Origin of the sequence: Desulfovibrio sp. SGI.230 (assembly GCF_050313065.1) — a bacterium.
GTDB lineage: Bacteria > Desulfobacterota > Desulfovibrionia > Desulfovibrionales > Desulfovibrionaceae > Desulfovibrio.
The window spans coordinates 1-24,483 of the sequence record NZ_JBNPKS010000002.1 but is presented as its reverse complement, the minus strand read 5'-3'; the positions used below and the strand labels follow the sequence as shown (position 1 = coordinate 24,483).

Below are 24,483 nucleotides of genomic sequence, written 5' to 3'. Positions count from 1 at the left end.
CATTTTTGCCGGGGGACCGGCAATGGGGGCTGTCCGGCGTCGTACCGGGGAGTCCATCCTCCTGCATAAAGCGCGTTGGGAGGAGGATGGGGGCTTGGGGGAAGGAGGGACCTTTGCGCGCAAGCCGGCGACCGAAGGCGGCCGCAGGCCGTGCCCGTTGCGACGAAGGGAGCTACGGGCATCGACAGCAGGGCAAGGTCCCTCCTTCCCCCAAAAAACTTGCTTACATGTGGAAGAAGCGCAGGGGAGGCACGCCGGGGATCATGCGGGCGTCGGCCAGCTTGCGGTAGAAGAGGCTGAGGCCCTGCAGTTCGCGTTCTCCCAGGCTGAAGGTCAGGCCTTCGTTGTAATAGACGGTCAGTTCCTCGCGGGACAGGGGGCAACCGTGGCCGGTGAGGTCGAGGATGACATCCATATGGGAGAGGCCCCAGTCACGGCCCTGACGCATGAGCGCGCCGGGGTCGCTGTGGAAAAGCTTTTTCTGCACGGCGTCGTGGCTGACCACCCAGACCCCGAAGATGAAGGGCAGGCCGGTCCATTCCACCCAGGCATCGGCCAGGTCGAGACGGTAGGGATAGTCAGGATGGTTGCGCAGGCGCAGGGCTTCGTCCCCGATGGCCAGGAAGGCTTCGGGGGCCCTGTCCGTGCCCAGGGTGGGCGTGACGGCGCCGGTGACGTAGTTCACGTCGCAGTGGTAGTGGTCCTTCATGAGCAGGCGCAGCAGGGCCACGGAGGTGTGGGTCTCGCCGCTGATGAGGATGGTCTGGCCGCCCAGCTGTTCCACAGGGCGGCGGGACATGAGCAGCACGCTCATGACATTGCCGTGGGAGCCGATGGAAAGATCCTCCACCAAATGGTAGCGCTCGGGGCGCATGGCGTATTCGAAACAGGAATTGGAGGAGATGTGCAGCTCGCCCCGGGCCATCATGTTGTTGAGGACGGCGGGCGGCCCGGAGATGATCTCGAAATCGTGGGGGATGATGCCCGCTTCCAGGGGATGATAGATGGGCAGGACGTTGAGGTAGCCGATACGGCCCATGCGCAGGGCATCAGCGGGCAGACCGGGTTCACTGGACATGGCATTCCTCCTGGCCGCAGAGCGGCCGTTTCTTGGTGGGCTGTCCGGGGGCAGTGGGAAGGGAGGCACCCGTGCGGACGCATCCCGGAATGCTGCATAACAGGCCGCCGCCAAAAAGGAAAGGGCGGGGGCAGGCGTTTTGACGTCCCTTGGCCTTCCTGTATATGATGGAAAAAAGCAGGTGAGTCATGTTCAAACGTTTTTTTCTCGTATTGCTGGCAGGTACGCTGCTTGGGGGGATTCCGGTCATGGCTGCAGCACTGGAAAACGAGACCGCGGGCGCCATCGTGCGTGAGCCTGTCCTGACGGGTGAACAGGCCCAGGCCATGGTCGAGGTGGTCATGCATGAGGCCCGCGAGAGCGGGCATGCCGTCACCGTGACCGTGGTGGACCGCTCCGGCCAGATACTGGCGGTGCTGCGCGACCATCACGCCGGTGTGCATACGCTCAACGCCAGTTACAAAAAAGCCTACACGGCGGCCTCCCAGAAGCGCGAGACGGTCGCCATAGCCCGTGGCATACGGGACGGCTCCATCCCCTCGGACATCCGTTATCTCGACCCCAATTTCTCCCTTATGGAAGGCGGTATCCCCGTCATCCTGGAAAATGTGGTGGTGGGCGGTATCGGGGTCGGCGGTGCCCACGGCAGTGAAGACGGACGTCTGGCCCGCATCGGCCTGCTGGTGTTGCAGCACTAGTCCTGCGTGCGGGGCACTGGCCCGCGTGGCGTGCGGCGTGACATGCTGCGGGCGGCTGCCCGCTGCCCGAGGGAGATCCGGCGGAAAAAGTAAGAAAATAACTAAATAGTAATAATTCCTATTTACAAAAGTTGCCGGTCATGGCATTTCTTTCCTTGCGATACCTCCTAGGGGGAGGCTGTCACTGCACCAACCAGGTGCGCAAACCAAGGAGAAAGCACATGACTGATAAAAATGACCGCCTGACCACCAGTGCCGGTGCGCCGGTAGCCAATAACAATCATGCCCTGACTGCCGGCCCGCGCGGCCCCATGCTGATGCAGGATGTCTGGTTCCAGGAAAAACTGGCCCATTTCGACCGTGAGGTCATCCCGGAGCGGCGCATGCACGCCAAGGGCTCCGGTGCTTACGGGACGTTCACGGTGACGCATGACGTCACTCAGTATACCAAGGCCTCGCTCTTTGCCGAGGTCGGCAAGCAGACCGAGGTCTTCGTCCGTTTCTCCACTGTGGCCGGCGAGCGCGGCGCAGCGGACGCGGAACGCGACATCCGCGGCTTTGCCGTCAAATTCTACACGGACCAGGGCAACTGGGACATGGTGGGCAACAACACGCCGGTCTTTTTCCTGCGTGACCCGCTCAAGTTCCCCGACCTGAACCATGTGGTCAAGCGCAACCCGCGCACCAACATGCACAGCGCCACGGACAACTGGGACTTCTGGACCCTGCTGCCCGAAGCCCTGCACCAGATCACCGTGGTCATGAGCGATCGCGGCATCCCGGCGTCGTACCGCCACATGCACGGTTTCGGCAGCCACACCTACAGCCTCATCAATGCGGAGAACAAGCGCTTCTGGGTCAAGTTCCATTTCAAGACCCAGCAGGGCATCAAGAACCTCACCGATGCCGAGGCGCAGGAACTCATCGGCCGTGACCGGGACAGCCACCAGCGCGATCTGTACGAGCATATCGAAAAGGGCGACTTCCCCCGCTGGACCCTGTATTTCCAGATCATGCCCGAGGAGGACGCCGAAAAGCTGCCCTATCATCCCTTTGACCTGACCAAGGTCTGGTACCACAAGGATTATCCCCTCATCGAAGTGGGCGTGCTGGAACTGAACCGCAATCCCGAGAACTACTTTGCCGAGGTGGAGCAGGCGGCTTTCAATCCCGCCAATCTGGTGCCCGGCATCGGCGTCTCGCCCGACAAGATGCTGCAGGGCCGTCTGTTCTCCTATGGAGATGCCCAGCGTTACCGCCTGGGGGTCAACCACAACATGATCCCGGTGAACCGTCCCCGCTGTCCCTACCACAGCTTCCACCGGGACGGCGCCATGCGGGTGGACGGCAACTACGGCAGTTATACCAGCTATGAGCCCAACAGCACGGGTGCCTGGCAGGAACAGCCCGACTTCAGCGAGCCGCCCCTGAAGATCAGCGGCGATGCGGACCGCTGGGACTATCCCTGCGATGATGCCGACTACTTCGAGCAGCCCGGCAAGCTGTTCCGCGTGATGACGCCGGAACAGCAGGAAGAGCTGTTCGGCAATACGGCCCGCGCCCTGGGCGACGCGCCCCGCGAGATCAAGCTGCGCCATATCCGTCATTGCGCCAAGGCCGACCCCGCCTACGGTGCGGGCGTGGCCCGGGCCTGCGGTATCCCGGAAAGCGAGATCTAAAGAAACAATGTGAGACAGGGGGCCATTGTCCCTGCTGCCGGTACCGGAGTCTCCTGCGCAGCGACGGATCCTCCTCCCCGTCGCGGCATACGTCCTGAGGGCCGGTATCCGGTGGCACCCTGCGGGCCGATGGCTCTCCCTGGTCTCCTTTTCCCCAAAAGGCCCACGCAAGGCTGGGTTCCGGCTGAAAGCGGCAGCATGTCCTTTCAGCCGGTCCGGAAAAGGAGTCCTTCCCAGTGCCCCGGCAGTGCTTCGTCGTTGCAGGCGCGGAAGACACGCCGTGTCGCGGCAGAGCTTCCGCTGACGGAATGCTGCCGGCAAAAAAAGCGGACATGACCATCACGGCCATGTCCGCTTTTCCGTATCTTTTTGTCTGCGGGGATCTCCCGGTACCTGAGGGCATATCCTACGCCCGCCGCACTGGTGGACCGGCAGAACCTGCTGGGCTTTTTTCCCGTTTTTCACACCAATACACGATGTCCGAGCCTGCGGGAAAAGGACAGATCCGGGCAAAGTTTTTTGGCGTGGAGGGGGAGCGCGAGGGGGAGGCCGCACCTTTTGTTCACAAAAGGGGAGCCTCCCCCTCGCATCATCTTTTTATGGTCAGCTAGTCTTCGAGCTGAGGATCCACAGGGGTGTAGTTCATGGTGCGCTGCACGGGGGTGAAGCCGGCGGCACGGATGATCTTGTGGATCTCATGACGGGTCAGGTGGTAGGACACGCCGGCGGCGGCCACCACGTTCTCCTCGATCATGAGCGAGCCGAAGTCGTTGGCACCGTAGAAGAGGGCCAGCTGGGCCACTTCGGGCCCCATGGTCACCCAGGAGGACTGGATGTTGGGGATATTGTCCAGCACCAGGCGCGACACGGCCAGCAGGCGCAGATAGGCGGGCGCGGGCAGGGGGGCCGTCACGTTGATGCGGGTATGGGCGGGCTGGAAGGTCCAGGGGATGAAGGCGGTGAAGCCGTGGGTCCTGTCCTGTACCTCGCGCACGGCGAAGAGGTGGTCCAGACGGTGGCGGGGCTCTTCCTCATGGCCGAACATCATGGTGGCGGTGGTGCGCATGCCAAGGTTGTGGGCGCGTTCCATGACGTAGAGCCACTGGTCGGCGCTGCACTTGTTGGGCGAGACCTGGGCGCGGACATCGTTCTGGAGGATCTCGGCGCCGCCGCCGGGGATGGAGTCCAGACCGGCGGCCTTGAGGCGGGAGATGACCTCGTCCACGCTCAGACCGAACTTCTGCGACCAGAAGAAGATCTCCGGCGGGGAGAAGGCATGGATGTGCAGGCTGGGCCAGGTGGCACGCATCCAGCGCAGCAGGTCTTCGTACCATTCCAGGGGCAGGTCGGGATGGTGCCCGCCCTGCAGCAGGATCTGGGTGCCGCCCAGGCGCAGGGTCTCGTCGATCTTCCGGGCCATCTCCTCGCGGGTGATGACGTAGCCTTCGCCGGATTCGGGCGCGCGGAAGAAGGCGCAGAAGCGGCAGGCGCAGACGCAGACGTTGGAATAGTTGATGTTGCGGTCGCCCACATAGGTGACGATGGGCTCGGGATGCAGGCGCAGGCGCATGGCGTGGGCCAGCTGGGCCAGCGTATGCAGGGAGGCACCGTAATACAGGGCTTCGGCGGCGGCGCGGTCCAGGCGCTTCCCGGCCAGGGAAAGGGCCGCGGCCTCCTTCACTTCGGGGCTTTCGTCAAAGGCGCTGTGCGCCGGACGGAACTGCTGGTCGCTCATGCGCGGGCCTCCTCGGTCTGGACGGTATTGAAGATGGCGTTGCGCCGCACGGGCGTGAAGCCCGCTTCACGGATCATGAATTCCAGTTCCTTGAGGGTCAGGCCCTGGGCGGAACCGGCACCGGCCATATGGCCGATATGCTCTTCCACCACGGTGCCGTCCAGGTCGTCGGCGCCGTACCAGAGGGCCGTCTGGGCCAGCTTGGTGCCCATCATGATCCAGTAGGCCTTGATGTGGGGGATGTTGTCCAGCATCAGGCGCGAGACGGCCACGGTTCGCAGCTGGTCGAGACCGCGCACGGGGCCGAGCTTTTCTTCAGGCAGCTTGAGCTTGCTGTTCTCGGTCAGGAAGGGCAGGGGGATGAAGCAGGTGAAACCGCCGCTCTTGTCCTGCTGTTCGCGCAGGCGGCAGAGATGGTCCACGCGCATGGCGCAGGTCTCCAGATGACCGTAGAGCATGGTGCAGTTGGTCTTGATGCCCAGGCTGTGGGCCTCGCCGGAGATGCGCAGCCACTCGGCGGAACCGGCCTTGTGGGGGCAGATCTGGGCGCGCAGGCCTTCGTCGAAGATCTCGGCGCCGCCGCCGGGCATCATGACCAGGCCGGCTTCCTTGAGGCGCTGCAGCACTTCGAGGGTGGAGCAGCCTTCCATCTTGGCGAAGTGGGCGATCTCCACCGGGGTGAAGGCCTTGATGAGCAGGTCGGGATTGAGCTCGCGCGCGGCGCGCAGGGTGTCCAGGAACCACTGGAAAGGACGGGTGGGATGGCAGCCGCCCACGATGTGCAGCTCGTCCAGATGCAGGGGCGTGGCGTCAGCGGCGCGCAGACGCTCCAGCACTTCCTCGGTGCTCAGGCAGAAGGCCCCCTGGTCTTCTTCGCGGTCGCGGCGGAACGCGCAGAACACGCAGCCGTTGACGCAGACATTGGTATAATTTATTTGGCGGTTGACCACATACGAGGTCTTGTCCCCGTGCATGCGGCAACGCGCGTGGTGGGCCAGAGCGCCCACGGCGGTGATATCGGGGCAGGCGAAAAGCGCCATGCCGTCTTCGGCGCTCAGGCGCTGGCCGGCAAGGACCTTGTCCAGAACGTCGGCAAGCCCGAGGCTTGCGTAATAGGAAGCATCCAGCATAATGGTTATCCTCAGATGATGATTGGCCGAAGGCCGGAACAGCGCAGTATATGTTCCAGTCTCGCTGCCTGTCAAACTGTTACGCCGGATCAAACAAAGAGAGGTGTCCCGTGGCGGAGAACATGACGCTGGGCCTTTCGCCCTGTCCCAATGATACCTATATCTTCCATGCCCTGCTGCACCATCTGGTGCCGTCCCCGGCGCACTTCACGCCGCACATGGCCGACGTGGAGGAGCTCAATGCCCTTGCCCGGCAGAAGAAGCTGCCGGTGACCAAACTTTCGCTGGGCGTGGTGCCCTACATCATGGACGATTATGCCATCATGGCCTCGGGCGCCGCCCTGGGCTGGGGCTGCGGCCCGCTGGTGGTGGCCCGCGAGGACCTGCCCGAAGAAAAATGGAAAACGGCCCGCGTGGCCGTGCCGGGCCTCATGACCACGGCCAACCTGCTGCTGACCCTGCACGGCGGCTTCCAGGGCCCGCGCGAAGAGATGCTCTTCAGCGATGTCATGGACGCGGTGCTCACCGGCGAGGCGGACATGGGCGTCATCATCCATGAAGGCCGTTTCACCTATGCCGACCGCGGCCTGGTGAAGCTGCTGGACCTGGGGCAGTGGTGGGAAGCCACCTATCATGCGCCCCTGCCGCTGGGCGCCATCGCCGTGCGCCGCGACGTGCCCGTGGAGCTGGCCCGCGCCATCGAAGCGGCCATCACGGCCAGCGTGGACTATGCCAATGCCAACCCGCGCGCCTCGGCGGAATTCATCCGCGAACACGCGCAGGAGCTGGCCGAGAGCGTGACCTCGGCCCACATCAAGACCTTCGTCACCGAGTACAGCCGTGACCTGGGCGATACGGGCCGTCAGGCCATCGCCCGTCTGGTGGAGACCGCGGCGAAGATGCAGGGCCTGCGCCTGCCCGAGGCGGGGCTCTTCCTGTAAAGCAGGCCGCATCAGGCCTGTTCGTACGTATCCGGGGGCCTCGTGCGGTCATGCCGCCGGGGCCTTTTCAGGGCCGTTCCGCAGGGAGCGGCCCTGTTTTTGCCTCCATCACAGAACATGATGACCAAGAACAGATTCTTTTCCCTCAATGAGGCCCGCCGCTTCCTGGCGCTGGGCCTGCCCGTGCTGGTGACGCAGATCGCCCAGATGGGCATGAATTTCGTGGACACGGCCATGACCGGCCAGGCCAGTACGGCGGACATGGCCGCCGTGGCCGTCTCGGGCTCCATCTGGGTGCCGGTTTCCCTGCTGGGCATGGGCTGCCTTTTGTCCCTGCCCGCCATGATGGCCCATCTGGTGGGCGGCGGCGAGCAGCAACGCACCCCGCATCTGCTGCGGCAGGGCCTTTGGCTTTCGAGCCTGCTGTCGCTGGTGCTGATGGGCGTGTTCGCCTTCCTTTCCCTCCATCTGGAGCTGTTCGGCCTGGATGCCGAGCTGGCGCCGCTGGCGGCCGGGTATCTGCGGGCCATGCTCTTCGGCCTGCCGGGCATGATGCTGTTCGTGAACGTACGCGGCTTTCTGGAAGGCTATGCCCGCACGCGTCCGGCCATGCTCGTGGGCCTGCTGGGGCTGGCGCTCAACGTGCCCTGCAACTATGTGCTCATCTACGGCAAGCTGGGCCTGCCCCAGCTGGGGGCCGTGGGCTGCGGCGTGGCTACCGCCCTGTGCTACTGGTTCATGGGCCTGACCCTGGCCCTGTATGCCCGGCGCGAGGCACGCTGCCGCAAGCTGGGGCCGCTGTTCCTGCCCCTGTTGCTACCGCGTACGGCAGGGGAGGGCGGCGAGGCCCGGCGGGTGGACTGGCCGCTGGTCTGGCGCATCTTCCGCATTGGTTTGCCCGGTGCGCTGGCCGCCTGTTTCGAGGCATCGCTGTTCGCGGTCACGGCCCTGCTGCTGGCGCCGCTGGGCAAGGTGGTGGTGGCCGGGCACCAGATCGCCATGAACTTTTCCAGCATCGTCTACATGCTGCCCCTGTCGCTGAACATCACCGTGGCCATCCGGGTGGGGCAGAACCTGGGGGCCGGGCGTCTGGAACGGGCCCGCCTTTCGGCCCGCACGGCCCTGTGCCTGGGACTGGGCCTGGCCCTGCTGACCATGACGACCACCCTGTGCCTGCGGCCGCAGATCGCCCAGATCTACAACTCGGACCCCGCCGTGCTGGGGCTGGCCGTGGGCCTGCTGGTCTTCGCCGCCGTCAACCAGATCCCGGAATCGTTGCAGACGGTGAGCATCGGTGTGCTGCGCGCCTACAACGATACCCGCTACATCCTGGGCGTCTGCCTGTTCTCCTACTGGATCGTGGGGCTGGGCACGGGCTGGACCCTGGCCCGGACGGACTGGCTGGTGCCCGCCATGGGCGCCACCGGCTTCTGGATAGGTTACGGCCTGGCCCTGTGGGTGAGCTTCAGCCTGTACCGTTTGCGCATGGGGCGCTTGCACCGGCTGGATGCGGAGGCCGTGCGCCAGCGCATCCGCCGCTGAGCGGGAGCGATGGGATTTTAGCCGGATACGCACGCGGGGAAGGGGAGGCATGGCAAGGCCTCCCCTTTTTGCGTGGCTGAAGGCCCCATCTTCACGGACATGCCTGCCATGGCGGAACATGTGCCGCCACGGCATGGCAGGGGCATTGCGGGCCGTGCCGGCAAAGAAAAAGCGGGCGGCTTTTCGGGAAGGTATTTCCCGGTATGGCGCGGGCTTGTCATTCAGGGGGGGAGCAGGTATAGGAGGGGCGCGGACCGTACCCTGCCACGGCTGTGCCGGCAGGATGCCCCGCCTGCCTCCGGCCCGGCATAAGGGCTTGTCTTGTAACCGGATATTTCCGGCTGCGGATGGGAGACCATGCAGAACCAGTTCTTTTCGTTGTCCGAGGCCCGGCGCTTTGTTGCTCTGGGCCTCCCTGTATTTGTGGCCCAGATGTCACAGATGGGCATGAACTTCGTAGACACGGCCATGACCGGTCAGGCCAGCACGGCGGACATGGCTGCCGTGGCGGTGGCCGGTTCCATCTGGAACCCTCTTTCCCTGCTGGGCATCGGCTGCCTGCTTTCCCTGCCGGCCATGAGCGCCCATCTGGTGGGCGGCGGGCAGCGTTCGCGCACCCCGCACCTGCTGCGGCAGGGCATCTGGCTCACGCTGGTCATCAGCGCCATCCTGATGACCGCCTTTTACGTCATCTCCTGGCATTTGCAGTCTTTCGGGCTGGATGAGGAGCTTTCCCGCCTGGGCGGCGGTTACTTGCGCGCCCTGCTCTGGGGCCTGCCGGGCTTCATGCTGTTCGTCAATGTGCGCAGCTTTCTGGAAGGCTATGCCCGCACGCGTCCGGCCATGATCATCGGTATCCTGGGGCTGGCGCTCAACGTGCCCTGCAACTATGTGCTCATCTACGGCAAACTGGGCCTGCCCCAGCTGGGGGCCGTGGGCTGCGGCGTGGCCACGGCCCTGTGCTACTGGTTCATGGCTGCCTGCATGATCTACTACGTTCGCCGGGATGCCCAGTACCGGGATCTGCATCCCCTGTTCCTGCCCCTGCTGCTGCCGCGCACGGCTCCTGCCTGCGGTTGCGAGGCCCGCGCCCGTGATGACGCCAGCCCCCTGGCCGCTCCCTATACGCCCGAGCCGGTGCCCTGCCGTTTCGACTTTCCCCTGATCTGGCGCATCCTGCGCATCGGCCTGCCCGGTGCGCTGGCCGTGTTCTTCGAGGTCTCGCTGTTCGCACTTTCCGCACTGCTGCTGGCACCGCTGGGCAAGGTCATCGTGGCCGGGCACCAGATCGCCATGAACTTTGCCGGGATGGTCTTCATGCTGCCCCTGTCGCTGAACATCACGGCGGCCATCCGGGTGGGGCAGAGCGTGGGGGCCGGGCGTCTGGGCCGGGCCCGTCTTTCGGCCCGCACGGCCCTGTGCATGGGCGCGGTCTCCTCGCTGATCATCGCGGCCTGCACGGCCCTGTTCCGCGAGCAGATCGTGCACATCTATAACGACGATCCCGCCGTGACGGCCCTGGCCATGAGCCTGCTGCTGCTCGGTTCCTGTTACCAGCTGGTGGACGCCCTGCAGACCATCAGTATCGGCATCCTGCGTGCCTACAACGATACCCGCATCATCTCGCTGGTCTGCTTCACCTCCTACTGGATCATCGGCCTGCCCCTGGGCTTCACGCTGGCCCGTACGGACTGGCTCGTCCCGGCCATGGGGCCTGCGGGCTTCTGGATCTCCTATATCGTGGCCCTGGGCTTCGGGGCCCTGTGTTATCTGATACGCGTGCACCATCTGCACGGTCTGGATGCCGAAGCCGTACGGCGGCGCATCCAGCGCTGACGCTCTGAAAGGCCCTGCGGCACCATGCCGCGGGGCCTTCTTTTTATCCGTTTGCCACGCCGCGATGGTGATCCCGGCGGTAAGAAAAATAATTGAAATTTGAATTTTAATTCGTTAACGTTTTTTGAACATGGCAGGAAATATTCTTGATTGGATAATGGAACTTTAGCACTATGAGGCGGTAATGGGCAGTATTTCCCACGGGGGGCACGAGCGCGGCAAGCGCGGTGACGGGGATCTGACCCGGGCCCGGATCCTGGAATCGGCAGGGCAGCTGGCGGCCGAGTGCGGCTATGCCAACATGACCAGCAAACAGGTCTGCGAACGGGCCCATGTGAACATGGCGGCGGTCAATTATCATTTCGGCAGCCGCGAAGGGCTGTATGCGGCCGTGCTGGCCGAGGCCCATGACCGTCTCTTCACGCTGGAGCGCCTGCGCCAGATCCTGGCGGAGGGCACGGCGCGCGAAAAGCTTTCGCGTACGCTGGACGAGCTGCTGGCCCATCTGCACGGGCCGCGCAGCTGGCATGTGCGGGTGCTGGCACGGGAGTTTTTTTCGCCGGCGGGCTTTGTGGATCCTTTCCTGCAGGAAAAGGTGCATCCCAAAGCCCGGTTGTTGCGCGGCCTGCTGAGCGAGATCACCGGCATCCCGCAGGAGGCCTCCCAGCTGGACTGCTGCATCGCCAGTTCCATGGGGACCTGCATGATGCTCATCATGCTGGATCCGGCCTTTGCCAACAGTCTGTTCCCGAACCTGGCAGAAAAAAGCGCGTCCCTTGACCAGATGGTCAAGGACTTCATCTTTGCCGGGCTGGACGATGCCGCGGCCAAGTGGCGCGCCCGCTCGGCAGGGGCCGGGTGCGGGACCGGATCCGACGAAAGACGATAGACGAGATTTATCCGGCAGAAGCGGGGGAATCAGGTAATGGAAGAAGCTTTGTATCTCGGGCTCGATGCAGGCTCCACCACGGTCAAGCTGGCCCTGGTGGATGCGCGGGGCACGCTGCTGGAAGCCCGTTATGAACGTCATGGCGCGGCGGTGCGCGCGACCTTGCGCACGTTGCTGGAAGACCTGGCCGAACGGCGGCCCGGTCTGGTGGTGCGCCCGGCCATGACGGGTTCCGCGGCCCTGCGGCTGGCGCAGGCCCTGGAGCTGCCCTTCGTGCAGGAGGTGCTGGCCACGTCGCGGGCCATCGCCGTCCTGGCGCCGCAGACCGACGTGGCTGTGGAACTGGGGGGCGAGGACGCCAAGATCCTTTATTTTTCCGACGGTTCGGACAATCTGCGCATGAACGAGGCCTGTGCCGGCGGTACCGGGGCCTTCATCGACCAGATGGCCAGCCTGCTGGATACCGATGCGGCCGGTCTCGATGCCCTGGCCGCGCGCCACACCACCATCTATCCCATCGCGTCCCGCTGCGGCGTCTTCGCCAAGACCGACGTGGTGCCCCTGCTCAACGAAGGCGCGCCCCGCGAGGATCTGGCGGCCTCCATCTTCCAGGCCGTGGTGGAACAGACCATCGGCGGCCTGGCCTGCGGCCACCCCATCCGCGGCAAGGTCGCCTTTTTGGGCGGGCCCCTGCATTTCCTGCCCCAGCTCAAGGCCCGCTTTGTGGAGACCCTGCACATGGCTCCCGAAGACGTGGTGGATGTGCCGGACGCCCAGTACGTGGTGGCGCGCGGTACGGCCCTGAGCCTGGTGGACATCCCCGGCATGGGGCGGCCCGTGGCTTCCGCGCCCGTGAGCGTGGCCGAACTGGCCGAACGCGCCCGCACCCGTACGTTTGAGGGCGAGACCAGCGCCAGCCTGCCGCCCCTGTTCGATTCCGAAGCCGAATACCACGATTTCCTCGACCGTCACCGTCAGGACGCCGCGCCGCGCGGCCGGCTGGCCGAGGCCTCGGGCCCGCTCTATCTGGGCGTTGACCTGGGCTCCACCACGGTCAAGGCCGTGCTGGTGGACATCAACGGTGCCGTGCTGGACACCTGGTACCAGCGCAACCAGGGCGATCCGCTGGCCGGGCTGCTGCCCTATGCGGCCGATCTGGTGGACCGTCTGCCCGCCGGTGCCTGGATACAGGCCAGTGCGGCCACGGGCTACGGCGCCGACTACGCCCGGGCTGCCCTGGGCTCCGTCATCTCCGAAGTGGAGACCGTGGCCCACCTCAAGGCGGCCTGCCGTCTGGTACCGGACGCCACCTATGTCATCGACATCGGCGGCCAGGACATGAAATGCCTCAAGGTCCGGCAGGGCTGCATCGCGGGCGTGACCCTCAATGAAGCCTGTTCCGCCGGTTGCGGGGCCTTTCTGGAGACCTTTGCCCAAAGCCTGAACCTGAGCATGGAAGAATTCGTGCAGGCCGCGCTCTTTGCCCGCCATCCCGTGGATCTGGGCTCGCGCTGCACGGTGTTCATGAACTCCAAGGTCAAGCAGGCCCAGAAGGAAGGCGCCTCCATTGGCGACATCGCGGCCGGGCTCTGTTATGCCGTCATCCGCAATGCCCTGTACAAGGTGCTGCGCCTGCGCACGCCCGACGAGCTGGGCGAACGCGTGCTGGTGCAGGGCGGTTCCTTCATGAACGACGCCCTGCTGCGCGTCATGGAAAACCTGCTGCAACGCGAGGTCAGCCGTCCCGACATCGCCGGGCTCATGGGCGCGTACGGCGCGGCCCTGCTGGCCCTGCGCCGCTGTGCCGGACAGGAGGAGCGCACGCCCCTGAGTTCCGCCGGGCTGCGCTCGCTGGAGATCACGACCAAGTCCGTGCGCTGCCGTGGCTGCGGCAACCATTGTCTGCTCAAGGTGCATCGTTTCTCCAACGGGCACCGCTTCGTGTCCGGCAACCGCTGCGAACGCGGCGGCATGGGGGATTCGCAGGACGATGTCCCGGTCATGCCCAACATCTACGCCTGGAAGGCCCGGCGCCTGTTCCGCTACCAGCCGCTGGAGCCGGAGCAGGCCCCCCGCGGCCGCATGGGCATCCCCCGTGTGCTCAACATCTACGAGCACTATCCCTTCTGGTTCACCTTTTTCACCCGCTTGGGCTACAGGGTGGAGCTTTCCCCGGCATCGGGCAAGGAGCTGTACGATCTGGGGCTTTCGTCCATGCCGTCCCAGACGGTCTGCTATCCCGCCAAGCTGGCCCACGGCCATGTGACGGCCCTGCTGCGCCAGGGCGTGCGGGAGATCTTCTTCCCCTGTCTGCCGCGTGAAGGGCAGGATACCTCGGTGCGGGGCTACAACTGCCCCGTGGTCTCCGGCTATCCCGAGGTCATCCGCCTGAACACCGACGAGGTGCGGGAGCTGGGCGCGCATCTGTACACGCCCTTCGTCTCGCTGGAGCATCTGAACACCCTGGTGGACCGCCTGCACGAAGTGCTGGGCCTGCCCAAGCTGGAATTGTGGGAGGCGGCCCATGCGGCCCGTGCCGAGCAGGAGGCCTATCGTGCCGAACTGCGGGCCGAGGGCGAACGCATCCTGGCCCAGGTGGAACGTGAACGGGGGCTGGGCATCGTGCTGTGCGGCCGTCCCTACCATGCGGACCCTGCCGTGCATCATGGCCTGCCGGATTACATCGCGTCGCTGGGCGCGGCCGTGCTCAGCGAGGACAGCGTGGCCCATCTGGGCGTGCTGCGCGATCCTTTGCGCGTGGTGGACCAGTGGAGCTACCACTCCCGTCTGTACCGGGCCGCGGCCCTGGTCTGCGAGCGTCCCCTGCTGGAGCTGGTGCAGCTCACGTCCTTCGGCTGCGGCCTCGATGCCGTGACCAGCGACCAGGTGGCGGAACTGCTGACCCATCACGGTCGCCTGCATACGCTCATCAAGATCGACGAAGGCGCGTCGCTGGGGGCGGCCCGCATCCGCATCCGTTCGCTGCTGGCCGCGGTGCGGGAACGCCGCGAGAGCAGGGCGCCGGAGTTCCGGCAGTCCCCGCGTCCGGAAAGCCCGTACTTCACCGAAGACATGCGCGAGACCCACACCATCGTGGCCCCGCAGATGGCGCCGCTGCATTTCTCCATCATGGAGGCGGCGGTCAACAGCGCGGGCTACCGCTTGCAGGTGCTGCCCGTGGTCAGCCGCCGGGCCATCGAGCTGGGCCTGAACTACGTCCATAACGACGCCTGCTACCCGGCCATCGTGGTCATCGGCCAGATGATGGACGCCCTGTTCAACGGCCGGTGCAACCCGCAGCGCACGGCCCTGATGCTGGCCCAGACCTGCGGCCCCTGCCGCGCCAGCAATTATCCGGCCCTTCTGCGCAAGGCCCTGCAGGAAGCGGGCTTCCCGCAGGTGCCCATCCTGACCCTGAGCAGCGGTTCCCTCAACAAGCAGCCGGGCTTCAAGATGTCGGGCAGTATGCTGCACCGCATGATCCTGAGCTGTTTGTACGGCGACATGCTGCAGCGTGTCTCCATGTCCTGCCGGGCCAACGAGCTGCACAAGGGCGATACCGATGCCCTGCTGGAACGCTGGACGCAGCGCGCCCGCGAAGTGGTGGGCAAGGGCGATACCCGTGCCTTCCGCAAGGATATGCGCCGCATCGTGGAAGACTTCACGAAGATCCCGCGGGACGGCGTGGTCCGGCCCAAGGTGGGCATCGTGGGCGAGATCCTGCTCAAGTACCACCCCGATGCCAACAACCATGTGGCCCGGCACATCATGGACGAAGGCGGCGAGCCCGTGCTCACCGACATCATGGACTTCTTCCTCTACTGCTTCATGGATCCCATGTACCGCTGGAAGCGGCTGGGCGGACGCATCCTGCCCGCGCTGGGCAGCTGGCTGTTCATCATGCGGGTGGAGATGCTGCGCGCCTCCATGCGCAAGGCCCTGGAGGGCAGCATCTTCATGCCCGTGTCCCGCATCCGGCATTTGTCGCACAGCGTCAAGGGCATCATCTCGCGCGGCAACCAGGCCGGTGAAGGCTGGCTGCTGACCGCCGAGATGCTGGAGCTCATCGACAACGGCGCCACCAACGTGCTCTGCCTGCAACCCTTCGGCTGCCTGCCCAACCATATCACCGGCAAGGGCGTCATGAAGGAACTCAAGCGCCTGCGTCCCGCGGCCAACCTCATGGCCGTGGACTATGACCCCGGCAGCAGCGAGGCCAACCAGCTCAACCGCATCAAGCTCTTCATGTCCATGGCCCACGCCAAGTTGCAGCAGGCCTGATGACAGGGAGCACAGGCATCACTGGATCTGTCTGAAAAAACAGCCCGAAACCGGAAGGTTTCGGGCTGTTTTGCATTTCAGTGGATGATGACCGGTTGTCATCTTGATTCGTTGAGATCCCTGAATGTATTGCAACAGAGACCTCCCGGAACGATATTTTCTACATTTTGTTCCGCGATACGGGCTCCAGGGCCCGCAAAAGGTCGCGCAGCCGTTCCGGCCCGGCGGCCTCGCCCAGATCTTCGGGCACGGCGCCTTTGGCCAGCAGGGCGGCCAGGGTGTCGGCCTCCTTGCGGGCGTCGGCGGTGCGGGCCATGTCGGTGGCGGCATCGGAACCGGCCTGGTGCCGGGTGGCGGGATGGATGCTGCCGGGCTCCTGTTCGCGGGCGGCCTTTTCAAAGACTTCGGTCTTGACGCGGATGGGCACCGAGGCGCGCAGGGCCAGGGCGATGCCGTCCGAGGGGCGGCAGTCCACGCTGATGAGGCCCGAGGGGCCGCGCAGCAGGAGCACGGCGTAGTAGATGTCGTCCCTGTAGTCCACGATGTCCACGCCGGTGAGCGTGCCGTTGAGGGCCTTGGCCACCATGAGCAGCAGGTCGTGGGCCAGGGGGCGGGGCAGCTCCTCGCCGTTGAGCACCAGCGAGATGGTCATGGCCTCCATGGCGCCGATCCAGAGCGGGAGCAGGCCCTTGCCGTCGTTCTGCCGCAGGATGACGATGGGTTTTCGTGTCTGCGGGTCGAGGCTCAGGCCCTCCACGTGCATCTCTACCATGGCTGTCCCGTGGCTTCGGCCACCAGGCTGTGCTTCTTGGCTTCCACGATGCGGGCGTTGACCAGGCGGCCGGTATGGTCGCCGGCGGGCAGGGGCACATGCACCAGGGCGCCGTAGATGTCGCGGCCCTGCCAGCTTTGCAGGCTGTCATCGTCGGTGGCCTCGCGGCGGCTGGCGTTCTCCAGCAGCACTTCGCACTCCTGGCCCACGCGGGCGTCGAGCCAGCGCTGGGAAAGCTCTTCCTGCAGGGCCTGCAGGCGCAGCAGACGATCCTGCTGCACGTCGGGGGCGATCTTGTCCAGGAAACGGCTGGCCCGGGTGCCGGGACGGTCCGAATAGCAGAAGGAGAAGCTGGACATGAAGTCGCTGGCGCGCATCAGCTCCAGCGTGGCGGCGAAATCTTCCTCGGTCTCGCCGGGGAAGCCCACGATGAGGTCCGTGGACAGGGCGATGTCCGGGCGGGCGTCACGCAGGCTGGCCACCAGCTCCAGATAGCGGGCGCTGTCGTACTTGCGGCCCATGCGCTTGAGCACGGCGTCGGAACCGGCCTGGAGGGGCAGGTGCAGGCGCGGGCAGAGCTGCGGGATGTTCGCGAAGGCCGCCACGTCTTCGGGGCCCATGTCCTTGGGATGGGGCGTCACGTAGCGCAGGCGCTTCAGGCCGGGCAGGGCGGCCACTTTTTCCAGCAGGGCGGCAAAGCTGACGCCGTCGCCGTGCGTATCGCGGCCGAAGGCGTTGACGTTCTGCCCCAGCAGGGTGATCTCGCGGGCGCCGCGGTCCAGCAGGTGACGGCATTCGTCGAGGATGGCCGGGGTCAGACGGGACTTCTGGCGGCCGCGGGTATAGGGCACGATGCAGTAGGCGCAGAAATTGTCGCAGCCCTGCATGATGTTCACGAAGCCCACGGGCGCGGACGGCGTATCGGCGCCGGGTTCGCGCTCCACGTAATGGCTGGTGAAGTCCAGCAGGGAAAGGCGCAGGGCGGGCTCGTCCAGCAGGCGTTCGATGGCCTGGGGCGCGCCGCTGATGCCGTCGCTGCCCGCCACCAGACGCACCTGGCGGCTGAAGAGTTTTTCGCCCAGCTGCTGGGCCACGCAGCCGGTGACGGCCACCAGCACACGCGGCGAGTTGCCGGTGACCTGGCGGATGCGGCCCAGGGTGCTCATGACTTTCTGTTCGGGCTTTTCGCGCACGGAACAGGTGTTGACCACCACCACGCGGGCCTCTTCCAGGGGCGCCTCGCAAAAGCCGCGCGCTTCGAGGGCGCGGGCCAGCCACTGCGAGTCGTGCACGTTCATCTGGCAGCCGAAGGTGATGATGTGGAAGCTGTTGTCGATCATGTCTTCTACTGTTCGGGGCCGGTGATGTTGCGGGGGTAGACGGCCATGCCGCTTTCGTCCATCTCCAGGGCGGCGACGCGGTCTTCCAGCCATTCCAGCACGGCGCGGGCCGTGTTGTAGTTGAGCAGCACGCGGGTGTTGATGCGGCGCACCACCTCGCGCACTTCCAGGTTCTCCTCGTCCATCATCTCGGGGCCCAGCGAACCGTCCGGGGCCACCAGGCATTCGGACCACTGGGGCAGGGAGTCGCTTTCCTCATAGAAATTGAGTTCGATCTCTCCCTGGGGATTGATGCCGCCCCAGACGCCGTGGGCGGTGCTCATGCGCACGCTGTCGTCCATGACGTACTTGTAGCGGATCTTCTTGGGAAGCTCGGGTTGGTTGCTCATGCAGGCTCCTTGAAAAAATATGGGGGATGGTAAAGAAGACGGCCGCAATAGTAAAGCCCGGCGGGCCGGCGCATGTGAAAGGATGTGCAGGCTTGACGGTCGCCTTTCCTTGGTTACAATAGCACGGTAAAGAAGGGCTCATCCTGATGCCCGCAAGGAGAGACTGTGAGCGAGATTACCGTTACGGAACACGAGATCCGTCCCTATTTCGATATGGAAGGCTTCATGACCCTGAGCCAGGAATCGCGCCTGGGCGGCGCGACGCTGGAACGGCTGTGCAAGCTGTGGGAAGAGTGGATGCCGCAACTCAAGGTCTGCGAGATCAAGACAGCCAAGATCTCCTATCTGGCCGTCTGGCTGCCCGAGAGCGTGGAGCAGCAGGTGGACGCCGCCTGGGAAAAATCCCCTTCGGACGGCTGGCAGGACAACAACCTGGCCCAGTACATGTGCATGGCCGCCGTGCAGGAAGTGCTGCCCCAGGTGGAAGATGCCGGCTGTGCGCCCGCACCGCGTCCCACCGAGGCCCTGCGTGAGGCCCTGTCCGGCCTGGGCCTGGAATATCGTGAAGATGCCCCCACCCTGAACCGCCGTTTTGCTCTGGTGACCCATTATCCCTTCAAGGGCGGCTGCGAGATCTGCCATCTGCAGTCCAACTGCCCCAAGGGACAGGGCAAGAGCGAGGCTGCCAGTGTGGTGCTGCCCGGCTACGAGCAGGGCGCCGACGAATAGGCATGACCCGGTCGCGCCGGGGCCCCAGGGTTCCGGCGCGTCCGTCCGCGACGGCTAGCGGCCTTCCATCACGAGGGTGTGCGCTTCGCCGTCGGGCGTGCGGACCACGATCTCCACGGTGCGGCTGTTGCGGGTGACGGAGACCACCAGGCAGGTGGTCGTCTCGTCATTGCTGTAGTTGCGCACGTCCACGGTGTCGCCCTTGTTGGGCAGGGCATCGGGGATGATCTCCACCAGGTCGGCGGAATCCGCATCAAAGCCGTCCCAGGCCAGCGCGGGCAGCGGCAGGGCCAGAGAGGCACACAGGGCGATGACGGCCGGCAGACGCCGGACACGCTGATTGCGTAAGAGTGTCTTCATGGCTGCATGTGTAAAACCATTTTTGCTTCTTGGCAACAGGAGGCCCCGGAGGGACGATGAGCATCCATGCCCTGCACGACGACCACGGCCGCACGGTACGTTACCTGCGCCTGTCACTGACGGACCGCTGCAACCTGCGCTGTCTGTATTGTCACAGCAATGCCCGGCACCAGTGCATCCCGCACGAAAAGGTGCTGCGCTATGAGGAGATGATCCGTCTGGTGCAGATCGTGCGCGGCATGGGCGTGGGCAAGGTGCGTCTGACCGGCGGGGAACCCTTTGCGCGCAAGGGCTGTGACGACTTCCTCCTGCGGTTGCGGCAGCGCTTCGACGATCTGGACATCCGCATCACCACCAACGGCACGCTGCTGGAGGAGCACATCCCCCTGCTGCAGCGTATCCGCATCAGCGCCGTGAACCTGTCGCTGGACAGCTTCGACCGCGAGACCTTTGCCTGTGTGACCGGGCGCGACATGCTGCCCGAAGTGCTGCGGGCCCTGGACGCCATGCTGGCCGCGGGCATCCGGGTCAAGATCAATGCCGTGGGCCTGCGCGGCATCAATGACGGCCAGCTGGCCGATTTCGTCCATGCGGCCATGACCCTGCCCGTGGACGTGCGCTTCATCGAATTCATGCCCATGGGCAGCGATACCCTGTGGAGCCCCGAGAATTTCTGGCCCGCCAGCGACATCCGCGCCGCCGTGGAGCAGCACGTCCGCCTGGTGCCGCTGGGCGATGCCAACGAGGGCCAGCGCGGCCCGGCCCGCATGTTCGCCCTGGAAGGCGGCAAGGGGCGCATGGGCTTCATCACGCCGCTGACCAACCATTTCTGCCTGTCCTGCAATCGTCTGCGCCTGACCAGCGACGGGCATCTGCGCACCTGTCTGTTTGCCGACAGGGAGTATCCGTTGCGGCCCCTGCTGCGTCATCCAAGGGTCACGGACGAGCATATCGCCCGGGTCATCGCCCAGGCCTGCAAGAGCAAGCCCGTGGGCGCGGATCTGCTGGCGGCCCGGCAGGGAGGCGCTGTGGCCAGCAGCAAGATGGTCTCCATCGGCGGCTAGGGCAGGGCGCTCCTGCCGCACGGCAAGGTGCCCTGCGGGGTGGGGTGGCAGGCACAACAGGCCTTGCCATATATATTGATACAAAATGATACGGTTGCCTCCCTGTTTGAGGCAGCCGTGTCTGTTGCCCATGCCCCGGAAAGGCAGCCCGGTCCCTGCCTGCATGGTTGCCGTATGGGGCGTCGCACCGGCCCGGAGCGGCGCTGCCTCGCGGATACCGCCGGCATCCTCCGGTCAGGGGGGCGTCCTGCCCACGAGGGGAGCAGGGGGCCCGGGCAGCGTCTCCACGGCATGACAGCCCTCAGAGACTGTTCCCCAGGGCCCGGCGGGAGAGACCGGCAACAGAGGGGAGGAAAGCGTCATGTGGCAGGTCTATGCCTTGCTGGCGGCCGTATTCGCGGCCCTGACAGCCATTTTTTCCAAACTGGGCGTCCGGGACGTGGATTCCGGGCTGGCCACGGCCATCCGGGTGGGCTTCATCCTGCTCCTCACCTGGGGCATGAGCCTGTATGCCGGCACCTGGCGCGAGGTGCGCCAGATCGGCGGGCATACCTGGCTCTTCCTGTTCCTTTCCGCCGTGGCCACGGGCCTGTCGTGGCTGTGCTACTTCAAGGCCCTGCAGCTGGGGGACGTCTCCAAGGTCGCGCCGCTGGACAAGCTCAGCGTGCCTCTGGCCATGCTGCTGGGGGTGCTTGTCCTGGGCGAGCCCTGTGATCCCAAGACCGTGGCCGGGGGCATCCTGATCACGGCCGGGGCCCTTTTGCTGGTGCTGTGAGGCCGCTGCCTCCGCATCCCTGTTTTTCGATGACATCAAGGAGCATCCATGATCGCCTATCTTGAAGGCCTGCTGGCCGAGACCTGGGGCACCTCCTGCATCGTGGTCACGCGCGGTGGCGTGGGCTACGAGCTGGATCTGCCCGCCCATACCATGGCTTCCCTGCCCGGACGCGGGGAAAGCGTGGCCCTGTACACCAGCCTGGTGGTGCGCGAGGATGCCCAGCAGCTGTTCGGCTTTGCCACCTTTGAGGAGCGGCAGGTCTTCGAGGTGCTGCTGACCATCTCCAAGGTGGGCGCGCGCACGGCGCTGGCCATCCTTTCCCTGTACCGGCCCGACGACCTGCGCCGCATCGTGCTGGAAGAGGATGTGGATGCCCTCACCCGGGTGAGCGGCATCGGCAAGAAGACGGCCCAGCATGTTTTTCTGGAGCTCAAATACAAGCTCAAGGTGGAGGACGTGCCGCAGGCGGCGGTGCTGGCGCCCAACGGCCGCCCGGGCTCCGTGTTCCGGGACGTGCTTGATGGTTTGTCCAATCTTGGCTATTCTGAAGACGAATGCGCTCCTGTGGTCAAAAACATCCTGTTGCAGGAGCCCGACCTTGACGTCACCGGCGCTCTGCGGGCGGCGCTCAAGGCACTGGCGCGCGGTCGTCTGTAGACCGGCGCTTTCTTTTTCTTGAGTGTTCCCCGTGCAGGCCCGGCCTGTGCAGGGGGCAAATCCTGACCGACTGGACATCATGGCACAGAAATCCTCCCCTTCCCCCGCAGCCCGTTTTTTCGGCAATGATGACTGGGATGCCCCTGCGGAACAGCACACGCCCGCACCCGCAGCCGGCACGGAAGACCCCGGTCTGAGCACCGCCGCGCTGGAAGAGAGCGTGCGGCCCCGCAGCCTGGATGATTTCATCGGTCAGGAAGAGCTGCGTGCCAATCTGCGCGTGTATCTGGGCGCTGCCCGTGAACGCGGCTGCGCGCTGGACCATACGCTCTTTTACGGCAACCCCGGTCTGGGCAAGACGACCCTGGCCCAGATCATGGCTGCCGAGCTGGGCGTCAACCTGGTCTGCACCTCGGGCCCGGTGCTGGAACGCAGCGGTGATCTGGCCGCCATCCTGACCAACCTGTCCCGCAACGACATCCTCTTCGTGGACGAGATCCACCGCATGCCCATCGCTGTGGAGGAAGTGCTGTATCCGGCCATGGAAGACTTCAAGCTGGATCTGGTCATCGGGCAGGGCCCGGCGGCCCGCACGGTCAAGATCGACCTGGAGCCGTTCACCCTGGTAGGGGCCACCACGCGTATGGGCCTGATCTCCGCGCCCTTGCGCGGGCGCTTCGGCATCCTTTCGCAGCTGGAGTTCTACACGCCCGCCGAACTGGCCCGGGTGGTGCTGCGCACGGCGCACATCCTCGGCATCGCCGTCACTCCTGACGGTGCGGAAGAGATAGGCCGCCGCTCCCGCGGCACACCGCGCATCGCCAACCGCCTCTTGCGTCGCGTGCGGGATTTTGCCATGATGGGCGGCCACGACGTCATCACCGCGGAACAGGCTGCCGAGGCCCTGCGGCGCATGGACGTCGACGAGATAGGTCTGGACCGCATGGACAGACGCCTGCTGGAAGTCATGATCACCCACTACGACGGCGGACCCGTGGGGCTCAAGACGCTGGCCGTGGCCTGCTCCGAAGAAGTGCGTACCATCGAAGAGATCTACGAGCCCTACCTCATCCAGTGCGGTCTGCTCAAGCGTACCCCCCGTGGTCGCATGGTGACCGCCAAAGCCTACCGCCACCTCAACCTTTTACTGCGCTGAGAGGCGCACGAAGAACAGCTGCGCTGCTTTTTGTCGCATCTGCATAGTTGCGACAGCAACGTTTTTTTCTGTTCTTCCCGGAGCCCGGCTCCAATTTGTGCCGCGCCGGTAACGGCGCCGTCGCTTTTCTGTTCTCTTCTGAAAGGCGGCGGGACGTTGCCCGCGGCGGACGTCGTTTCGATAACGTCCCCTTGCCCTGCCTTCCCGACCGGCGCCGGAAGGAGCGGCACGTGGGCGGAGACGGCGCCCCCCTTGGTTTCATCGCCGGAGTACCGCGTTGTGTATGGACGTGGTCGGAGTTTTCAGAATGAAAGTGACTGTTGACAAATCTGTGTTGTGCAAACGTTATGCGGGCTTCACCGTGGCACTGCTGGTCTGTGCCCTGGGGGTAGCGCTGGTGACCAATGCCTGTCTGGGCACCTCGCCCATCACCAGCCTGCCGTACGCCCTGAGCGCCATCTTCCCCCTGAGTCTGGGGACCGTGACTTTTCTGTCCAATATCTGTTTTCTCGTGGTACAAAAGGCCCTGCTGGGTCGTTACTTTACGGTGGGGCATCTGATGCAGATCCCTGCGGTCTTCCTGTTCGGCCTGTTCATCGACGGCTGGATGTGGGCCACCTCCTATCTGGTGACTGATGTCTACTGGCAGCAGATGCTCATGTGCCTGGTGGGCTCCATGGTCCTGGGCCTGGGCGTAAGCCTGGAGATCATCAACAACGCCACGGTGCTGCCCGGTGAGGGCATGGTCGTGGCCATCGTTTTCCGCACGCACAAGAATTTCGGCAACATCAAGGTCCTGGTGGACTCCTCCATGGTGCTGGCCGCGGTACTGCTCAGCCTGGCCGTCCTGCATACCATCGTGGGCCTGCGCGAGGGCACCATCATCTCGGCCGTGCTGGTGGGCATGAGCGTTCGCTTCTTCTCCCGCTGGACGCGTCGTCTGGCTCCGCTCTTCTGGGAAAAGGAAAAGCTGGAGAAAGCCCGCCGTCGTCGCCTGGTGCTGCAGGAAAGCTATGCCGCCTAGGCATTGCCATAGATAAAGCATGACAGGGGAGCCTTCGGGCTCCCTTTTTTGTTTTGTATCGCTGCCGAAAAGAGGACAGCAAAAGATCCATGGCTGCGGAACGGTCCTTAAGATCTGGAGGAATCCGGTGCTTCTGAATAAAATGGGCGCACTTCCCGGCCGGAGGAGAGAGGAGAGGGCCTCGATTGGCGGAAAAAGAAGAAGGGCAAAAAGGAAAAGACAAAGAAATTTATCAAGAATTTTCTGTGTCTTTTCGGTATGTTGATTGAATAATCAGTCAGTATGGGGCAAATCCGTAAAATTTTTTGCGGGAAAATGCTTGACGGTGGGGTCGAAAAGGCGCATAAAGCCGTTCACGCCAACGAGCTGGCCACGTCCGAAAGGGCGACGGGAAAAGAAAATTTC

At 64.8% G+C, this 24,483-nt stretch carries 20 protein-coding genes; 13 read left to right on the top strand and 7 right to left on the bottom strand.

What is annotated here, in order from left to right:
• Positions 1-223: 223 nt before the first annotated feature.
• Positions 224-1,078, bottom strand: a complete 855-nt coding sequence (locus tag ACQRAG_RS02100) for a menaquinone biosynthetic enzyme MqnA/MqnD family protein (protein ID WP_006008470.1) — start codon at positions 1,076-1,078, stop codon at positions 224-226.
• A 248-nt stretch (positions 1,079-1,326) separates the two neighbouring features.
• Between ACQRAG_RS02100 and ACQRAG_RS02095 the strand changes: the two genes are divergently transcribed.
• Together ACQRAG_RS02095 and ACQRAG_RS02090 are read left to right on the top strand one after the other, a co-directional pair.
• Positions 1,327-1,776: a GlcG/HbpS family heme-binding protein gene (locus ACQRAG_RS02095; protein ID WP_239463851.1), complete on the top strand. Its 450-nt coding sequence runs from the start codon at positions 1,327-1,329 to the stop codon at positions 1,774-1,776.
• Positions 1,777-1,997: 221 nt separating this feature from the next.
• Positions 1,998-3,455 (top strand): catalase, encoded by a 1,458-nt coding sequence (locus ACQRAG_RS02090; RefSeq protein WP_168935239.1) that lies wholly within the window; start codon positions 1,998-2,000, stop codon positions 3,453-3,455.
• A gap of 607 nt (positions 3,456-4,062) precedes the next feature.
• Here the strand turns inward: ACQRAG_RS02090 and mqnC are convergent.
• Together mqnC and mqnE are read right to left on the bottom strand one after the other, a co-directional pair.
• The gene (gene mqnC / locus ACQRAG_RS02085; RefSeq protein WP_168935238.1) at positions 4,063-5,190 is read right to left on the bottom strand and encodes a cyclic dehypoxanthinyl futalosine synthase; all 1,128 of its coding nucleotides are present in this window, start codon (positions 5,188-5,190) and stop codon (positions 4,063-4,065) included.
• A complete protein-coding gene (gene mqnE / locus ACQRAG_RS02080; protein ID WP_204674297.1) occupies positions 5,187-6,320 on the bottom strand; it encodes an aminofutalosine synthase MqnE in 1,134 nt (377 codons plus the stop codon). Before mqnE ends, mqnC begins: the two co-directional genes overlap by 4 nt.
• Before the next feature lie 110 nt (positions 6,321-6,430).
• On the opposite strand from mqnE, the gene ACQRAG_RS02075 reads away from it, so the two are divergent.
• From ACQRAG_RS02075 to ACQRAG_RS02055, 5 genes are all read left to right on the top strand, one after another.
• Positions 6,431-7,261, top strand: coding sequence for a 1,4-dihydroxy-6-naphthoate synthase (locus tag ACQRAG_RS02075; protein WP_006008483.1), 831 nt, complete (start codon positions 6,431-6,433; stop codon positions 7,259-7,261).
• A 117-nt stretch (positions 7,262-7,378) separates the two neighbouring features.
• On the top strand, positions 7,379-8,803 hold the full coding sequence (locus ACQRAG_RS02070) for an MATE family efflux transporter (protein WP_204674299.1): 1,425 nt from the start codon (positions 7,379-7,381) through the stop codon (positions 8,801-8,803).
• A 357-nt stretch (positions 8,804-9,160) separates the two neighbouring features.
• Positions 9,161-10,639 (top strand): MATE family efflux transporter, encoded by a 1,479-nt coding sequence (locus tag ACQRAG_RS02065; protein WP_427804037.1) that lies wholly within the window; start codon positions 9,161-9,163, stop codon positions 10,637-10,639.
• Positions 10,640-10,823: 184 nt separating this feature from the next.
• Positions 10,824-11,528: a TetR/AcrR family transcriptional regulator gene (locus tag ACQRAG_RS02060; protein ID WP_204674300.1), complete on the top strand. Its 705-nt coding sequence runs from the start codon at positions 10,824-10,826 to the stop codon at positions 11,526-11,528.
• A 36-nt stretch (positions 11,529-11,564) separates the two neighbouring features.
• Positions 11,565-15,809 carry an acyl-CoA dehydratase activase-related protein gene (locus ACQRAG_RS02055; protein ID WP_427804038.1) on the top strand — a complete coding sequence of 1,415 codons (4,245 nt, stop codon included), beginning with the start codon at positions 11,565-11,567 and terminating at the stop codon, positions 15,807-15,809.
• Positions 15,810-15,969: 160 nt separating this feature from the next.
• On the opposite strand, the gene ACQRAG_RS02050 is transcribed toward ACQRAG_RS02055, so the two are convergent.
• The 3 genes from ACQRAG_RS02050 to ACQRAG_RS02040 are packed head-to-tail and all read right to left on the bottom strand — an operon-like array spanning position 15,970 to position 18,310.
• Entirely contained in the window at positions 15,970-16,581 is a 612-nt protein-coding gene (locus ACQRAG_RS02050; protein WP_297137717.1) for a bifunctional nuclease family protein, read from the bottom strand.
• On the bottom strand, positions 16,575-17,921 hold the full coding sequence (miaB, locus tag ACQRAG_RS02045; RefSeq protein WP_168935227.1) for a tRNA (N6-isopentenyl adenosine(37)-C2)-methylthiotransferase MiaB: 1,347 nt from the start codon (positions 17,919-17,921) through the stop codon (positions 16,575-16,577). The genes ACQRAG_RS02050 and miaB overlap by 7 nt, the downstream gene beginning before the upstream one ends.
• A gap of 5 nt (positions 17,922-17,926) precedes the next feature.
• Positions 17,927-18,310, bottom strand: coding sequence for a hypothetical protein (locus ACQRAG_RS02040; RefSeq protein ID WP_006008497.1), 384 nt, complete (start codon positions 18,308-18,310; stop codon positions 17,927-17,929).
• 165 nt (positions 18,311-18,475) lie between these two features.
• Here ACQRAG_RS02040 and ACQRAG_RS02035 point away from each other — a divergent pair, with 165 nt between their 5' ends.
• Positions 18,476-19,039: a hypothetical protein gene (locus tag ACQRAG_RS02035; RefSeq protein ID WP_204674304.1), complete on the top strand. Its 564-nt coding sequence runs from the start codon at positions 18,476-18,478 to the stop codon at positions 19,037-19,039.
• 54 nt (positions 19,040-19,093) lie between these two features.
• On the opposite strand, the gene ACQRAG_RS02030 is transcribed toward ACQRAG_RS02035, so the two are convergent.
• On the bottom strand, positions 19,094-19,399 hold the full coding sequence (locus ACQRAG_RS02030) for a DUF5334 domain-containing protein (RefSeq protein WP_006008500.1): 306 nt from the start codon (positions 19,397-19,399) through the stop codon (positions 19,094-19,096).
• A gap of 56 nt (positions 19,400-19,455) precedes the next feature.
• Between ACQRAG_RS02030 and moaA the strand changes: the two genes are divergently transcribed.
• The 5 genes from moaA (at position 19,456) to ACQRAG_RS02005 (ending at position 24,078) form a co-directional block, all read left to right on the top strand.
• On the top strand, positions 19,456-20,463 hold the full coding sequence (gene moaA, locus ACQRAG_RS02025; RefSeq protein ID WP_427804039.1) for a GTP 3',8-cyclase MoaA: 1,008 nt from the start codon (positions 19,456-19,458) through the stop codon (positions 20,461-20,463).
• Positions 20,464-20,824: 361 nt separating this feature from the next.
• Complete coding sequence (locus tag ACQRAG_RS02020; RefSeq protein ID WP_006008506.1) at positions 20,825-21,238, top strand: EamA family transporter; 414 nt, start codon at positions 20,825-20,827, stop codon at positions 21,236-21,238.
• Positions 21,239-21,286: 48 nt separating this feature from the next.
• Positions 21,287-21,898 carry a Holliday junction branch migration protein RuvA gene (gene ruvA, locus ACQRAG_RS02015; RefSeq protein ID WP_006008508.1) on the top strand — a complete coding sequence of 204 codons (612 nt, stop codon included), beginning with the start codon at positions 21,287-21,289 and terminating at the stop codon, positions 21,896-21,898.
• Between the two features lie 79 nt (positions 21,899-21,977).
• Entirely contained in the window at positions 21,978-23,054 is a 1,077-nt protein-coding gene (ruvB, locus tag ACQRAG_RS02010) for a Holliday junction branch migration DNA helicase RuvB (RefSeq protein ID WP_239463854.1), read from the top strand.
• Positions 23,055-23,361: 307 nt separating this feature from the next.
• Positions 23,362-24,078 carry a YczE/YyaS/YitT family protein gene (locus ACQRAG_RS02005; protein WP_427804040.1) on the top strand — a complete coding sequence of 239 codons (717 nt, stop codon included), beginning with the start codon at positions 23,362-23,364 and terminating at the stop codon, positions 24,076-24,078.
• The last annotated feature ends 405 nt before the right edge of the window (positions 24,079-24,483 follow it).